Raw genomic sequence first — 15,613 nt, 5'->3', positions numbered from 1 at the left:
CCGAGGACAAGGGGAAGGGAGCACAGAGCCGATGGGCCTGATAGGAATAGCGCTTTTTGCGCTGGGAATCGCGGTGACCATTGCCCTGCACGAGTGGGGGCACCTCACCGTGGCGCGCGCCTGCGGAATGAAGGTGCGCCGCTACTTCATTGGTTTTGGCCCCAAGGTGTGGTCCTTCCGCCGGGGTGAAACGGAATACGGGCTTAAAGCCTTACCTTTTGGCGGTTTCTGCGATATTGCGGGAATGACGGCCCAGGACCCCGCGCTCACCCCGGAGGAAGAACCACATGCCATGTATAAGAAGGCGTGGTGGAAGAGGATAGCGGTGCTGCTGGGTGGCATCACCATGAACCTCATCGTGGGCGTGCTCATTCTCTATGGCGTGGCCATGTTCTCCGGGCTGCCCAATCCCAAGGCCGATTACACCCCGGTGGTGGCCGAGGTCAATGAGGGAACCGCGCAGCAAGCGGGCATAGAACCGGGCGATAGGATCGTGGCCCTCGATGGGCAGGCCACGCAGAACTTTGGGCAGTTAGCCGCTGATATTCGGCAGCGTCCCGGCCAAACCATCACCCTGAGCGTGGAGCGCCAGGGGAATACGCGCGAGATTCAGGTGCCGGTGGCCGAGGGGCCGCAGGGCCAGGGCGTGATTGGGGTGGCCTCCGCCCCGGTAGAAAATGCCATTGCCACCTTTGGGCCGGTGGAGGCTATCGGGGTGACGGCTTCTTATACCAAGGATCTGCTGGTCTCCACCGTGCAGGCCCTGGGGCAGTTGCCCGCGAAGATTCCCGGGGTGGTGGCCTCTATCTTTGGAGCGGAGCGCGCCGCCGATAGTCCGATGAGCGTGGTGGGGGTGTCGAGAGCGGGCGGGGAGTTTGTAGAGCGTTCTTATTGGGGAATGTTCTGGATGCTCCTGGCCAGCCTCAATTTCTTCCTGGCGATTTTTAACTTGATACCGCTGCCGCCCTTCGATGGCGGCCATGTGGCGGTGGTGCTCTATGAGAAGGTGCGCGATGGGCTGCGCCGTCTGCGCGGATTGGCCCCGGCGGGGCCAGCGGATTACACCCGCCTCATGCCGGTGACCTATGCGATCGGCGCGGCGTTGCTGAGTTTGGGTGTGGTGTTTATGGTGGCCGATGTGGTCAATCCGGTGCGGCTTTTCCCGTAAAGCCTCTGGCCCCTGACCAAAAGCGGGCAGTGTATGCTCGTGAGCGTTGGCAAGAGTGCCGAAGAGTGTTGATTCGACGGCGATGTCAAGGGTGAAAGCCCCGGCATTGCCCCTTCAAGGAGTATGAGAACTTGTCCATTCCCGTCGGACTAGGTATGCCTGAAGCCCCACCAGCCACCCTGGCGCCGCGCCGGAAAACCCGTCAGCTCATGGTGGGCTCGGTGGGGGTTGGTTCGGATTATCCGATCTCGGTGCAGTCGATGACCACCACCAAGACGCACGATGTGAACGCCACCTTGCAGCAAATCGCGCAGTTGACGGCCTCCGGCTGCGATATTGTGCGCGTGGCCTGCCCCAAGACGGTGGACGCGGAGGCCCTGCCCGCGATTGCTAAGAAGTCCCCGATCCCGGTGATCGCGGATATTCACTTCCAGCCCAAGTACATCTTCGCCGCTATCGACGCCGGTTGTGCCGCCGTGCGCGTGAACCCCGGCAATATCCGCGAGTTCGATGGGCGCGTGAAGGAAGTAGCCAAGGCCGCGGGCGACGCGGGTATTCCCATCCGCATTGGCGTCAACGCCGGTTCCCTGGATAAGCGCATGCTGGAAAAGTACGGCAAGGCCACCCCGGAGGCCCTGGTGGAGTCTGCGGTGTGGGAGGCCAGCCTCTTCGAGGAGCACGGTTATGGGGACATCGCCATCTCGGTTAAGCACAATGACCCGGTGGTGATGGTGGAGGCGTACCGCCAGCTCGCCGCGCAAACCGATTATCCGCTGCACCTGGGCGTGACGGAGGCCGGCCCGGCCTTCCAGGGCACCATCAAGTCCGCCGTGGCCTTTGGTTCCCTGCTCGGTGATGGCATCGGGGATACCATTCGCGTTTCCCTCTCCGCCGATCCCAAGGAGGAGGTGAAGGTGGGTGACCAGATTTTGCAGTCGCTCAACCTACGCCCCCGTGGTTTGGAGATCGTTTCCTGCCCCTCGTGCGGCCGTGCTCAGGTGGACGTGTACACCCTGGCCGAGGAGGTCACCGCCGCCCTCGAAGGGATGGATGTGCCGCTGCGCGTGGCCGTGATGGGCTGCGTGGTCAATGGTCCGGGTGAGGCCCGCGATGCGGACCTCGGTGTGGCCAGCGGTAATGGCAAGGGGCAGATCTTCGTCAAGGGCGAGGTGATTAAGACGGTGCCGGAGTCTCAGATCGTGGAGACCCTGATCGAGGAGGCCATGCGCATCGTGGAGCAGATGGACCCGGAAGAGTTGGCCGCTGCTCAGGCCGCGGGCGTGGGCTCGAAGGTGCGCGTCACTCAATAAAAATCCGGGGGCGTGCTGATAACCTTAGCCCCATGAAAAGGTTGTCCGCACTGCTCTTGTCGCTGGTCACGGCTTCGATAAGCCTCACGGCTTGTACCCCTAAGCCGGCGGATGCCCGCCCGGTGGCACAGGAGTTTCTAGATGCCATCGCCGCGCAGGATTGGGACGCGGTGGGTGGCTACCTGGACGATCCCACGGCGGCGGTGCCGCTGATTCAGGCCAGCGTGGATGGTTTGCAGGCCGAGGGCTTGCAGGCCAGCGTGGAGGATCTGGACGTGAGCGAGCAATCCGCCACGGCGCGCTACCGCCTGGAATGGCAGTTGCCGCGTGATCGCACGCTGAGCTACGAATCCTCCATGCTGCTCACCAGGCAAAACGAGGATTGGTCGGTGCGCTGGCAGCCCACGATCATGCACCCCACCCTGGGCGCGCACCAGCACTTGGAACTACGCCCGGTGCCCGCCGAGCGCGCCAGCGTGGTCAGTTCCGATGGGGTGGCGCTGCTCAGCCCCGGAGTCATGCAGCGCCTCCTGGTTAATACCGATGAACTTTCCGATCCCGCGCGCACCGCGCGCACCATCGAGGACGCGCTGAAGAAGGCCAAGGAGGCCGATCCTTCCGTTCCCACCGTGGAGGCGGGGTCCCTGACGAGCACGTTGCGCAGCGCGCGGGGGGATTATTCGGTGGCGTTGCTTCCCGATGCCGTGACGGAGCAGGTCACCCAGGCGCTCGCCGGGGAGTCGGCGGTGCGGCTTAACCCGGAGGCGGCGATGGTGACCCCCAAGCCCGATTTTGCCCCGGATATTATGTCGCGCGTGCGCACGATCGTGGAGGATGACCTCGATGGTGCCGCTGGGTGGCGGGTATCGGTGGTTAACGAGCAGGGTTCCTCCCTCGATGATGTGGAATACCACGATGCGCAGGTGGCCCCGGCGGTGGGTGTGAGCATTGATTATGACGTGCAACGCGCCGCCGAGGAGGCGGTGAATACCCGTTCCGGGGATAAGGCCATGCTGGTGGCCATTCGCCCCTCCACGGGGCAGATTTTGGCGGTGGCGCAAACCGGTGAGGCGGATAAGGATGGTGATATTGCGCTGAGTGGTCAATATCCCCCGGGATCGGTATTTAAGATGATTACCGCCACGGCGGGATTTGAACACCAGGGATTAAGTGCGGATTCCATCGTGCCCTGTCCAGGAACGATGGATATTTATGGCCGCACGGTGGTGAATTACAATCAGTTTGCCCTGGGTAGCGTGCCCCTGGAACAGGCCTTTGCGCAATCCTGCAATACGAGTTTTGCCGATATTTCCACCAAGCTCAATCCCGGCGAATTGGCCGATACCGCCAAGCAGTTTGGCCTGGGGCTGGATTATGAGATTCCGGGGCTCGATACGATTACCGGTTCCGTGCCGCAGGGGGAGACGGAGCTTGACCGCACGGAGGCGGGCTATGGGCAGGGCCTGGACCTCGCCAGCCCCTTTGGTTTGGCGTTGAGCGCGGCCACGGCGGCGGCGGGGCATACCCCCACGCCCACGCTGATTACTGGGCATGAGACCAAGGTGAGCGAGAAGGTAGAGGCGCCGGAGCAGGGCGCCATCGAGAACCTGCGCCGCTCCATGCGCGCCGTGGTGACTCAAGGAACCGCGCGGGGCATGAAGGCCGAGGGGGATATTTACGGCAAGACCGGTGAGGCCGAGATCAACGAAGGCTCGCACGCTTGGTTCGCGGGCTACCGCGATGATATTGCCTTCGCCACACTCGTGGTACTTGGTGGCGGTTCCGAGGTATCGGTTCAGATCACCGATCACTTCCTGAGCACCCTGGATAAGTATAAGAATCCGGAGCAGGAGGAGGATATACTTTAGTACCTAATCTTTCCCTGTTTTCCTAAAAACGCAGCACAGTAGTGTGAGATAGGGTTGTCAGACCTAAGTAGCATTGCTATCTTCGGGTAACTGTCAGCGCAGAACACCTCTGTGCATAAAGAGTTTCTCAAGGAAACAAAGGGAGAGATTGTTTTGCGCCATCGCGGGCTACGCGCCCTCGCGCTTGCACTGAGCACCCTGGGAATCGGGGCGGGGGTGAGTGCCTGTTCCTCCTCCTCGGAAGCCGCTATCGCGCAACATTCTCAATGCGAGGTGGACGGGTCCGATACCGCCGCCACGGCAGCCTCGTATATGGCGGCCACCACGCATCCCGACGCCACCCGCGCCGCCTGTGACGTTTTGGCCTCCGGAGGCAGTGCTGCCGACGCCCTCGTGGCCGCCCAAGCGGTGCTCGGCCTGGTAGAACCGCAATCCTCGGGGCCGGGTGGTGGGGCCATCGCGGTATATTACGACGCCGCCACGCAACAAACGCGCTCCTATAACGCCATCGTGCACAGCCTGAGCAACGATGAGGAGGCCGCCGACGCTGCCGAGGATTCCATGAGCAGCATCGGCGTGCCGCAGACCTTGCGCCTGCTGCGCCAGCTCAACGAGGACCACGGCACGATGTCCCTGGAGGATTTGGTGGACCCGGCCTATCAGCTGGGAACCTCCGGGTTCCAGGCCAGTGAGCGCCTGGCTGAGGCCATCAATGGTAATCAGCGCCCCTTTAGGCTCTCCCAGCCCGGCGCCGTGCTGCGCAATGCCAGCGGGGAGCGCCCCGCGGCAGGCGATGAATTGAGCAATAAGCCCTACGCGGAGTTCCTTAAGGAGTGGGCCGCCGAGGGCGGCTTGACTGAGAACATGGCGGAGAAGATTCGATCCGAGCTCCAGAAGCAGGCGGAAGGGGAGGAGTACTCCCAATCCCTCGTGGAGGAGTGGGTGCGTGAGGCCGCCGCCCCGGTGGAGTCGCGGGAGGCGCTGTGCACGGAATACGCGGCGTCGAAAGCCTGTGGTAGCCCCTCGACGGCCACCGGAACGATGGTAGTGGCCGAGGCGCTGGGCATCATGCGCCACCTCGATCTGGGCCACCTGGACCCCTACTCGGAGGAGGGCACCGAGGTGGCTCGCGCCACGGCGGCGCACCTCATGACGGAGGCCGAACGCCTGGCCTTCACCGATGCGAATACCTGGATGGACGATCCCGCCGCCTATCCCGATCGCGCTCAGGCCTACCTGGATCAGGTGGTTACCAATGATGAATACCTGCAAATTAAAGCAGGGGAGATTCATCAAAAGAGCAGCGTAGATAACCCGCAGCCCGCCGCCTTGGAGGGCTTTAGCCACAATGGCTACCGGGATTCCGACGAGGAGGGCACCGCCCAGATCACGGTGGCGGATAAGCACGGCAATGTGGCCTCTATGACCACCACCTTGCAGCGCAACTTCGGCAGCGGGCTCATGGTGCAGGGTTTCTTCCTCAACAACTCCCTGGACAACTTCACGGCCGACGCCGCCCCGGAGGCACCCAATGGGCGTCGCAACGCTTCTACCCCTAAGACCATGATGTCCCCGCTGATCGTGCGCTCCGGTGAGTCCGTGCTGGGGCTGGGTTCCCCCGGTGGGCGCAAGATTCCCTCCTATAACCTCAAAAACCTCGTGGCGATGACGCAGTGGGGGCTCAGCCCCGCCGAGGCCATCGCTATGCCGAACTTTGGGGCGGATAACCGCAACGGCGCTTATGCGGAGACCATGCACGGGGAGGAAAGCCTCACCCGCCAGGGTTCCCTGCAAAGGTTGCTGCGCGAGTGGGGCCAGCCGTTGAGCGTGAGCGACGCCGATAGCGGGGCGGGTATCGTGCGCCGCTCCGGGCAGGAATGGGAAGGCGGCGCTGATTCTCGCCGTGGTGGTGCCGTGGCTGGCGGATAAAAACAGCAAAAGAAAGTACCCGAAGAAACTCCCTTTTACCCTCCACACAGGAAGAAAACGGATACCATGCTTGCTTTTCTTGCGATGTCCGGTGCCCTCGCCGGTACGTCCATGACCTATTTTCACCGCCATGAGCGCGCCCATCGCGCCCGCCTGGATGGGCTGCGCTTTAACGTCCACGTCAATGGGATTCGCGGAAAGTCCACGCTCACCCGCATGATTGGCGGGGTATTGCGCGCGGCGGGGCACAACACTATCTCTAAAACCACCGGCACTTATGCCTGCGTGATCGACGGCCAGGCGGAAGAACACCCCATTCGCCGCACCGGCCCGGCCAACATTAATGAGCAATACCGCTTTGTCAGGGAATGGATCACCGAGGATATTGATGCCCTGGTGGTGGAGTGCATGGCGGTAAAGCCCAAATACCAAAAGATTTGCCAATCCACCATTTTGCGTTCACCGATCACCGTGATTACCAATGTGCGCCTGGATCACCAAGAGGATATGGGCGATACCTTGGAGGAGATCGCGGAATCGCTGTGCAATACCGTGCCAGATAACGGCGTTGTGGTTACCGGCGAGCGTTCTCCCAAATTGGTAGAGATTATTCGCCGTCACGCCGAGGAACGTGACAGCCGCCTTATCGTGGCGGAAGAAAGTGACCTTTCCCGTTCCCTGGTGCCGCGCTTTAGCTACCAGCAATTCGAGGAAAACGTAGCGGTAGCTCTGGCCGTGGCCGAGGAATTGGGCATTGATACCGATACCGCCGTGCGCGGCATGCTTTCCGCCCAGCCCGACCCCGGCACCACCTCCGTCACGCAGATTCAGCAGGGCCAGGATTCTATGTTCTGGGTGCCCATGTTCGCCGTGAATGATTGGGAATCCACCGTGCGGGTATTCGATAGCGTTTCCGAGACCACGCTGCCGGAGGAGTGCCGCCGCGTGGTGGCGCTGAATAATCGCGCCGACCGCACCGACCGCGCCGCCATGTTCATCGATCTGGTGAGCACCGACCTGCGCAAAGAGATTGACCGCGTGGTGCTCTACGGCGACCTTCAAGAGGTGGTGCGCCAGCGCCTCATCGACCAGGGCTTCCCAGAAAGCGAGATCGTGACCACCGCCGACTGTGAACACGCCGAATCCACCGAGGATGGCCGCGTGCTGGTGGACCGCGCCCGCGAGGGCTTTGAGGGGCACGACGTGGCGATCTTCGGCATGGTCAATATCCACACCGATCACGTGACGGCCATGCGCCGCTACATCGACGCCACCTTGGACAAGGGCGCCAAGAACGAGGAGCAGAAGGAGGCCACGGCCTAATGCACAGCGTGGAGTTTGGTTCCTATTACTTCCTGGTAGACCTCATTCACGTGACCTTCCTCGTGGGGTTGGTGCTGAGCTACCTTTACTTCCGACACCGCCAGGTTAGCGTGGGTGGGTCCCTGACAGTAGGGTATCTTGCAGCTTCCTTGTACATGCCGTGGAATGTAGTGTTCACGGTGGCGGTATCCGTGGTGGCCTGGCTGCTGATTAAGTACGTCATCCTCAAAATCTGGTTGCCGCGTCCGCGTCAAATCTTTGCCATTGGTCTCTTTGTAGGCGTAATTTGTGGAGCCATATGGGTGGTGGGCAGCGAGTATCTCTTTGGCAAGCAGATTCACGGAATGGAGTTTGCCCTCATCGGCGTGATTGTTCCGGGTATGCTTTGCAATTCCTTGGTGAAGCAAGGACCTAAGCGCACTCTTATTCCGCTGGTATGGATGGGTCCTGTCTCTGGTTTGGTGGGCTTGGGGCTTACGTGGCTCACGAGCGTAGCATTGCCGCTTTCCTTCTCTAGCGCGCTCTTTGAACAAATCCCGCGTTCTGAACCCAAGTTCTTTGGAATAGCGGCTGCTTCGGTGCTGTGCGCGATTCTTATTCAAGATGGGTTCCTTAAGAACTTGAAGCTCCGCACTGGTGGGTACATTACCGCTGGTTTGCTTGTGGCCAGCACCATCAATCCCCGGTACATTGCTGTGCTGGCGGCCTCGGCTGGATTAGTGTGGGCGATATACAGCCTCTATGCGCGCCGCGTGCCGCTTTTTGGTAAGGATCGTTTTATTGTTTTGTGCGCCCTTTCCATTCTCACGGTGGTGGCATTAGAGGGCCTGGTGGTGGTCCTTACCGGTCATCGAGTGGGTGGTGCGGAAAACATTGTGTTCTGTATTCTTCCCGCTATCGTGGCTAACGATCTAGTGCAGCACGGTTGGAAGCGCACCGGTGGAGGCCTAGCAATTTCGGTGGCTGCATGCGCAGCTATTGCGGCTCCGGTGGCGGCGCTTTCCTAGCCGTTATTTACCCCACCCCGTCAGCCATTCCTCTCGCCCCAGGGGCTTAGCCACCACCCGCGTTTCACCGATACCGCCCACCCAAGGCGTATCGGGTTGTCCGGCCCAGATGGAGGCCCCTATTAACCAGGGCTCATTCGCGGTAGCCAGGCCGCTGGCCCCGAGCACATCGCGCAGGATAGGGGCGTGGTCCACAAACATTTCAATGCTCCCGCGCGCGGGGTCATTTACCACCGCCACGTGCAGCCACCGGCCCACGGGCACCTCGTGGGACCAATTGGAGGTGCCACCCGTATTCCCCTGGGTAGCCACGGCTGACCACTGCACCTCCCGCAGGGAGGAAACGGCCATTACCGCCGGTGGCTCTTCCGGTTCCTCGCCGCCGCGTTGGCCTAAGCGCCCCAGTGCGCCCATCCAGTGATTCTCCTCCCCAAAGGCCGGGTCAATATACAGGAAGGTCTCTAGGGTGTAGCCCTCCTCAAAGGTCAGGGAGTTCAGCGGAGCGTCTTTATCGGTGCGCAGCCAACTGCGGTGTGGGCGCTGCCAGTACAGCGCCGCGCCATCGGCGGAAAGGGGGTGAGCGCCGGTGATAATGCGCAGCCCGCCGGGGTCGGCGGCGGTGGCGTGGTTATTGTTGCCGGAGACGTCGATAAGCCTCCCCGGTGTCGAGGCACTGGGGCGCCAATGCACGGCGGCGGGCACGTGCGGATAATCCTCGGCAGAGGTGGGCAGTTGGCCGGGGTCAATGTGCGGGGCGGAGTAGCCCGCGGTGATGAGGCCGCGGGTGCGCTCGGTGTAGTCGGGCGCAGTGGCCTCGGGGGCAGGGGGAAGGTGCAGCGGGAGCGTCCAGGAATCGGGCTCTTCCAGGAGTATCTGGTCAAATTGATTAAGGCTTTCGACGGGTTTGAGCGCCACCCAGGGGGAGAAAGCCGTCATGGTGAGCGTGGCGGCGGCGAGGTCAAAGTGGAGCAATCCCATGAGCCCATTGCCGCCCTGATAGGCCATTTGATAATCCTGCAATACGTGAATAACCTCGCGGCCCTGCGCATTAGTGCGGGTGGTATATCCCGCGCCGTGATGGTGCCCGGCGATGGTCAGAAAAATCTGACTATTGGGGTAAATAAGCCGCTCCCATAGGTGTTCGCCGTATTCCTCGGTGAGGAATACCTCGCCATCGGGTTTAATTCCGGTGATCTCGTGGGAGGTGAGAATAGTGGGAATATCGCGGTGAGAGTTGAGCACGCTTTGCGCCCAGTCAAGGGCGGCGTCGTCCGCGCGCCAAGCCAGAGCGAGCACCAGGAATTGCCTGCCTGCGGCATGGAATATGTGATATTCGCACTCGCTATTGGGAGCGGAATAGCGCTCGCGGAAGGTAGAAAAGGCTTTGCTTCTCGACGCCGGGAAGTACTCGCTAAAGTGCGTGGGTTCCTGCTCGGAGAGATCGTGGTTTCCCGGCAACAGGGAATAGGGCATGGCGGCGTTATCGAGAATACTCATCGCCGCGTTGGCTACGTCCCACTCCTGGATAACCTCGGCCTGATCCACTATGTCGCCTAAGTGAGTGGTGAAAGCGATTCCCAATTCCTCGCGGTGTTCCACTAGCCAGCGAGTTTGGGCCTCGTAGGGCTCCGACCCGTAGCGGGCGCGGTAGAGATTACCGGTATCCGGGGTGGCGTAGCGGGAATAAAACTGCGTATCCGGCAGCACCCCGATGGTGAAGCCGGAGCCTGCCGCGGCACTGGCCTGCGCACGGGCGAGGGTGGGGTAGAGGGCCGTGGCGCTCAGCGCTCCCAGGGCGCTGAGTGAGAGGAACTGGCGGCGTTTCATCTTTGGCAGTGAGGTCGGCATAGGGCGAACCTATCGCGCCGATATGGCGAGCGGGTTAAGACTGAGTGAACAGATGGAGGGGACTACGATGGGCGGCATGTCTGCAACCCGTGCAAAACTCACCCCAGGAAAGCCCACCCCCATCCGCACCGTGCCCGAGCACATCGCTCGCCCGGAATACGCCTGGAAGGACGAGGTACAAGAAAATATCGGGGAGCCCTTCATCCAGACCCCCGAGACAATCGAGGCCATGCGCGAGGCCTCCACCATCGCCGCCAACGCCCTGGCCGCCGCCGGGGCCGCCGTGAATCCGGGCGTGACCACCGATGAGATTGACCGCATCGCTCACGAATACATGGTTGAGCACGGCGCCTACCCTTCCACCCTGGGGTACCTGCACTTTCCCAAGTCCTGCTGCGTTTCCCTCAACGAGATCGTGTGCCACGGAATCCCCGATACCACGGTGATCCAGGACGGCGACATCGTTAATATCGACGTCACCGCCTTTAAGAACGGCGTCCACGGGGATACTAACGCCACCTTCTTAGCTGGCGACGTCTCCGAGGAGCACCGTTTGCTGGTGGAGCGCACCCGCGAGGCCACCATGCGCGGAATTAAGGCTGCCAAGCCGGGCCGCGAGATCAACGTGATTGGCCGCGTGATTGAAAGCTACGCCAAGCGCTTTGGGTACAACGTGGTCACGGACTTCACCGGGCACGGCGTGGGTACCACCTTCCACAACGGGCTTATCGTGCTGCACTACGATTCCGATACCTACCGTGACGTGCTGGAACCCGGCATGACGCTGACCATCGAGCCCATGATTAACCTGGGCGGCCTGGAATACGACATCTGGGATGACGGCTGGACCGTGCAGAACCGCGATGGCAAGTTCACCGCGCAGTTCGAGCACACCATTGTGATTACCGAGGACGGCAACGAGATTCTTACGCTGCCTACGGAACAGCCTGCGCAGTAAACCCCTAATCCAGCTCCAGCCCCAACAGGGCGTTTTCCACCACCTCGGGCAGCGCCGGGTGAATCCAGTACTGCTCGCGCGCGGCCTGGCGCACGTCAATGTCAAAGGCCATGAGCGTAATGAGCTGCTGGATCAGCGTGGAGGCCTGCGGCCCCATGAGGTGCGCGCCCAGGAGTTTGCCGGTGGAGCGATCCGCGATGAGCTTCACTATTCCGGTGGTGTCCTCCATCGCCCAGCCGTAGGCCACATCGGCGTATTTCTGTACCTTCACCGTCACGTCCGCCCCGGTTTCCCGGGCCTGTTCCTCGGTGAGCCCCACGGTGGCAATCTGCGGGTGGGTGAACACCGCCGCCGGAACGTGCTCATGGGGCATGGCGTGTAGGTCCTCGGGGTGGAGGAGGTTGTGCCACACGGCGCGGGCCTCCGCGTTGGCCACGTGCTTAAGCAGGTAAGGCGAGGAGACGTCGCCTAGCGCCCATACACCGGGGGCGGTGGTGGAGCGGCCGTATTCATCTACCTCCACGCGGCCTTTGTTCACGGCCACGTTCCCCGCTTGGGCCTCCAAGCGGTCGCCGTTGGGGATACGCCCGGTGGCTACCAAGAGCTGCGAACTAGTTACCGTGCTGCCGTCGCTGAGCGTAGCGGTAATCCCGCCGTCAGCGTCTTGGGTGAGGGATTTAATCTCGGCGTTAAAGCGCACGTCGAAGCGCTCGGCGGCAAGTTCCGTAAACCGTTGGCTGATCTCCGCGTCCAGGTGGCGCAGTAGGGAATCGGAGCGGTTGATGATGGTCACGCGGGTGCCCAGGGCCTCAAATACGTGGGCAAACTCCATAGCGATGTATCCGCCGCCCACGATCATCAGCGATTCCGGCTGCTCGGGCAGGCGCATGATCGTCTCATTGGTGTGATACTTCACGCCGGAGTCTGCGATCACCTGGGGAATCATGGGGCGCGAGCCCGCGGCGATCACCACATTATCGGCAGAGATAGTAACGGGAGTATCCCCTTGGCCGGTGCGCAGGGTGCGCTCGCCCACGAATACCGCGTGTTGATCGTAAACGTCGATATTGGGGGTCTGCGGCCCGCGCCGATATTCCTCGCCGCCCTGGGAGATGGGGTCAATGCGCTGCTCGAATACGCGGGAGACAATCGCCGGCCACTCCACGGAGTTCACCTGGGCGTTGACCCCGAGCTCGGCGGCGTGGCGGGTGTCTAGGGCGAGGTCGGCGGCATACACGTACATCTTGGTGGGGATGCACCCCACGTTGAGGCAGGTGCCGCCAAAGCGGGATTCCTCCACGATGGCGATGGAGAGGTCGTCGAACTCCGGGGGCAGGCTATTGCCGGAACCGGAGCCGATCACGATGAGACCGTAGTGTTTGGTGGGGCTGGTCACGGTACAGTTCCTTCCTTATTTATTTAGTCTTATTGAGTACAGTATCCAGCCAGTCAAAGGTGGCCTCAAAGGCTTCCTCGCGCACCAGGGGGGTAGAGAGAAAAACGTCGTGGCGCGCGGAATCAATGGGCAGCACCGTGGACCGCTCGGAGAGCATAGGGGCTATGCGCTGAATCTGGTCCACGTCCAGCACCGTATCGGCGCTATCGGCGGCCGCCGAGTACTCGTGGCCTAACCAGGAACGGGAGGAACACAGGGTGAGTAGGGGAGTGGGGAGTTTCTTTTGCTCCTGGGCTGCCGCCTGTCCGGCAAAGATCGCGTTGATCCAGCCGTAATATTTACGGTGCCCGCCCAGGGGTTTCATGGTGGTGTCATAATCCCACTCGCCGCCGAGGGATTGGTGCAGGGATTGGCCGTAGGCGCTCACCTCTTTCTGTGGCAGGGAAAGCAGGGGGCGCACCTTGCCGACGGTGGAGGTAAGCGCCTTGGTGGCGAGGACCACGGCGTTGGGGAAGGGCATGTCCAGCCACGGGCTATTGAGAATCATCGCGGGCACGGAATCGAATAGCGCGGGTTCGGTGCTGCGCAGGTGGTCAAGCCAGAGCGTAGCGATGAGCCCGCCGGTGGAATGCGCCAGCGGAACGACGCTGCCGTGGCGCTCCACGAGTATCCGGGCCGTGGCGGTGAGCTCCGGGTAATAGTGGCGCAGATCGCTGGTGTAGTGCCAGTGCTGGCCTGGCCGGTGGGAGCGCCCGCACTTGCGCAGATCCAGGGCGTAAAAGGGGTAGCCGTGCTCCGCGAATTGCTCGGCCACGTGGGCTTGGAAGAAGTAATCGGTCATGCCGTGTATCCACAGCACCGCAGGTTTACCGTTACCTTGCGCAGATTCAGTGCCCACGGAGGCGTCGGCACGCACGAGGGTGGCCACCGCCTCCCCCTCGCCGTCGGGGTCGCGCCCAAAGTCCAGGGTGGTGGCGGAAAAGCCGTCCCCCAGTATGTCCTCGCCCCAGTGCAAACTTTCCTCGGAGGTGTGATTCATATTGAGCTAGTGTAGACAGTCTCGCGGGCGGGCAAGCGGGGGAGGGAATCGGGGGTGTCATTCGGCGGCGATGGCATGGCAGAACACCCGTTTTATACCAAAAACTCGTGGGATAATGCGCGGATTCGCCCCCTGGGGGCGTAAGGTGTAGGTCACTGACTGTGGCCCGCGTGAGCAGGAAGCGGCTCGGCGGGTGTCTGCGCACGGGCACAGACCCGCTTGGCGGCCGCCAGTGCAACGAAAATGAAGAGGTAAAGAGCAAGTGTCTGAGAGTACAAAGATCAGCGACGAGGTGGATGTCGCACTCATCGGTGCGGGCATCATGAGCGCCACCCTGGGTGCCATGCTCCGCGAACTGGAACCCACGTGGACGCAGATGGTGTTTGAGCGCCTCGACGGCGCGGCGATGGAATCCTCCTCCCCCTGGAACAACGCCGGTACCGGGCACTCCGCCCTGTGCGAGCTGAACTATACGCCGGAGAAGAACGGCAAGATTGACGTCACTAAGGCCGTGGCGATCAACGAGAAGTTCCAGGTATCCCGCCAGTTCTGGTCCCACCAGGTCACCAGCGGCGTGCTGCCCTCCCCCCGCGACTTCATCAACCCCGTGCCGCACGTATCCCTGGCGCAGGGCGAGGATCAGGTGGGCTACTTGCGACGCCGCTACGAGGTGCTGGCGAACCACCCGCTCTTCCCCGATATGCAGTTCACCGCTGACCGCGATGAGTTTGCCGAGAAACTTCCGCTCATGGCGCGCGGCCGCGATTACTCCGAGGACGTGGCTATCTCCTGGACCGACGCCGGTACGGACATCAACTACGGCTCGCTGACCCGCCAGTTCTTCGACGCCGGCCAGCGCGCCGGTACCCAGTTCCGTTACGGGCACGAGGTCAAGGCCCTCAAGCGCGAGGGCAAGAAGTGGCGCATCACCGTGAAGAACCTCCACACCGGTGATCTCTCCGTGGTGCGCGCGAACTTCGTGTTCGTGGGCGCGGGTGGTTATGCCCTGGACCTCATGCGCAAAGCCGGGGTGGCCGATGTGCGCGGTATCGCAGGATTCCCCATCTCCGGCATGTGGCTGCGCTGCACCAATGAAGAACTCATTGAGCAGCACCAGGCCAAGGTGTACGGCAAGGCCCGCGTGGGTGCCCCGCCGATGTCCGTGCCGCACCTGGATACCCGCGTGATCGACGGCAAGCGCGGCCTGCTCTTTGGCCCCTTTGCCGGGTGGACGCCCAAGTTCCTCAAGAAGGGCTCTTACCTTGACCTCTTCAAGTCCATCCGCCCGGATAATATCCCCTCCTACCTGGGCGTGGCCGTCCAGGAGTTCGGATTGACCAAGTACCTGGTCACCGAGGTGCTGAAGAACTTTGAGCACCGCGTGGACTCCCTGCGCGAGTACATGCCCCTGGCCGAGAGCAAGGATTGGGAGACGGTGATTGCCGGACAGCGCGTGCAGGTGATTCAGCCCGTGGCCGCCCCGCGCTTTGGCTCCCTAGAGTTCGGCACCGCTCTGGTCAATGACACCGACGGCTCCATCGCTGGCCTGCTCGGTGCCTCGCCGGGCGCCTCGATTGCTCCTGCGGCGATGGTGGAACTGCTGGAACGCTGCTTTGGCGAACGCATGATTGACTGGGCAGACAAGCTCATCGAGATGATCCCCTCCTACGGCCACAAGCTGGCCGGGGAGCCGGACATGTTCTCTCAGGTGTGGGAGAGCACGCAGCGCACGCTGCAATTGGAGGATTAATACTCTTCTGCTGCATG

At 62.0% G+C, this 15,613-nt stretch carries 11 protein-coding genes; 8 read left to right on the top strand and 3 right to left on the bottom strand.

Going from position 1 to position 15,613, the window contains the following annotated elements; all coding sequences use genetic code 11:
* Positions 1–31: 31 nt before the first annotated feature.
* From Clow_RS04000 to Clow_RS03975, 6 genes are all read left to right on the top strand, one after another.
* Positions 32–1,168, top strand: coding sequence for a M50 family metallopeptidase (locus tag Clow_RS04000; protein ID WP_055176676.1), 1,137 nt, complete (start codon positions 32–34; stop codon positions 1,166–1,168).
* A gap of 155 nt (positions 1,169–1,323) precedes the next feature.
* On the top strand, positions 1,324–2,478 hold the full coding sequence (gene ispG, locus Clow_RS03995) for a flavodoxin-dependent (E)-4-hydroxy-3-methylbut-2-enyl-diphosphate synthase (protein WP_055176673.1): 1,155 nt from the start codon (positions 1,324–1,326) through the stop codon (positions 2,476–2,478).
* 32 nt (positions 2,479–2,510) lie between these two features.
* A complete protein-coding gene (locus Clow_RS03990) occupies positions 2,511–4,346 on the top strand; it encodes a penicillin-binding transpeptidase domain-containing protein (protein WP_055176671.1) in 1,836 nt (611 codons plus the stop codon).
* A gap of 111 nt (positions 4,347–4,457) precedes the next feature.
* Entirely contained in the window at positions 4,458–6,275 is a 1,818-nt protein-coding gene (locus Clow_RS03985; protein ID WP_055176668.1) for a gamma-glutamyltransferase, read from the top strand.
* A gap of 66 nt (positions 6,276–6,341) precedes the next feature.
* The gene (gene pgsB, locus Clow_RS03980; protein WP_245625696.1) at positions 6,342–7,598 is read left to right on the top strand and encodes a poly-gamma-glutamate synthase PgsB; all 1,257 of its coding nucleotides are present in this window, start codon (positions 6,342–6,344) and stop codon (positions 7,596–7,598) included.
* The gene (locus tag Clow_RS03975; RefSeq protein WP_055176662.1) at positions 7,598–8,605 is read left to right on the top strand and encodes a poly-gamma-glutamate biosynthesis protein PgsC/CapC; all 1,008 of its coding nucleotides are present in this window, start codon (positions 7,598–7,600) and stop codon (positions 8,603–8,605) included. Before pgsB ends, Clow_RS03975 begins: the two co-directional genes overlap by 1 nt.
* A 3-nt stretch (positions 8,606–8,608) precedes the next feature.
* Here the strand turns inward: Clow_RS03975 and Clow_RS03970 are convergent, their stop codons facing one another.
* Positions 8,609–10,432: a LamG-like jellyroll fold domain-containing protein gene (locus Clow_RS03970; protein ID WP_156334620.1), complete on the bottom strand. Its 1,824-nt coding sequence runs from the start codon at positions 10,430–10,432 to the stop codon at positions 8,609–8,611.
* Between the two features lie 88 nt (positions 10,433–10,520).
* Here Clow_RS03970 and map point away from each other — a divergent pair, with 88 nt between their 5' ends.
* Positions 10,521–11,411, top strand: coding sequence for a type I methionyl aminopeptidase (map, locus tag Clow_RS03965; RefSeq protein ID WP_055176656.1), 891 nt, complete (start codon positions 10,521–10,523; stop codon positions 11,409–11,411).
* Positions 11,412–11,415: 4 nt separating this feature from the next.
* Here map and mtr read toward each other — a convergent pair whose 3' ends face one another.
* Both mtr and Clow_RS03955 read right to left on the bottom strand, forming a co-directional pair.
* Positions 11,416–12,807 (bottom strand): mycothione reductase, encoded by a 1,392-nt coding sequence (gene mtr, locus Clow_RS03960; protein ID WP_055176653.1) that lies wholly within the window; start codon positions 12,805–12,807, stop codon positions 11,416–11,418.
* A 19-nt stretch (positions 12,808–12,826) separates the two neighbouring features.
* Entirely contained in the window at positions 12,827–13,846 is a 1,020-nt protein-coding gene (locus tag Clow_RS03955) for an alpha/beta hydrolase (protein ID WP_055176650.1), read from the bottom strand.
* A gap of 262 nt (positions 13,847–14,108) precedes the next feature.
* Here Clow_RS03955 and mqo point away from each other — a divergent pair, with 262 nt between their 5' ends.
* Entirely contained in the window at positions 14,109–15,596 is a 1,488-nt protein-coding gene (mqo, locus tag Clow_RS03950) for a malate dehydrogenase (quinone) (protein WP_055176648.1), read from the top strand.
* The last annotated feature ends 17 nt before the right edge of the window (positions 15,597–15,613 follow it).

The sequence above is a fragment of the Corynebacterium lowii genome (assembly GCF_001412085.1).
GTDB classification, from domain to species: Bacteria; Actinomycetota; Actinomycetes; order Mycobacteriales; family Mycobacteriaceae; genus Corynebacterium; species Corynebacterium lowii.
Note: the sequence above shows the minus strand (reverse complement) of the source record. Positions and strands in the feature narration are given on the sequence as shown.

Excerpts from the sequence above, each read along its gene's own strand:
- Clow_RS04000 (WP_055176676.1), top strand. The coding sequence starts at position 32 with ATGGGCCTGATAGGAATAGCGCTTTTTGCGCTGGGAATCGCGGTGACC.
- ispG (WP_055176673.1), top strand. The coding sequence starts at position 1,324 with ATGCCTGAAGCCCCACCAGCCACCCTGGCGCCGCGCCGGAAAACCCGT.
- Clow_RS03990 (WP_055176671.1), top strand. The coding sequence starts at position 2,511 with ATGAAAAGGTTGTCCGCACTGCTCTTGTCGCTGGTCACGGCTTCGATA.
- pgsB (WP_245625696.1), top strand. The coding sequence starts at position 6,342 with ATGCTTGCTTTTCTTGCGATGTCCGGTGCCCTCGCCGGTACGTCCATG.
- Clow_RS03975 (WP_055176662.1), top strand. The coding sequence starts at position 7,598 with ATGCACAGCGTGGAGTTTGGTTCCTATTACTTCCTGGTAGACCTCATT.
- Clow_RS03970 (WP_156334620.1), bottom strand. The coding sequence starts at position 10,432 with ATGAAACGCCGCCAGTTCCTCTCACTCAGCGCCCTGGGAGCGCTGAGC.
- map (WP_055176656.1), top strand. The coding sequence starts at position 10,521 with ATGGGCGGCATGTCTGCAACCCGTGCAAAACTCACCCCAGGAAAGCCC.
- Clow_RS03955 (WP_055176650.1), bottom strand. The coding sequence starts at position 13,846 with ATGAATCACACCTCCGAGGAAAGTTTGCACTGGGGCGAGGACATACTG.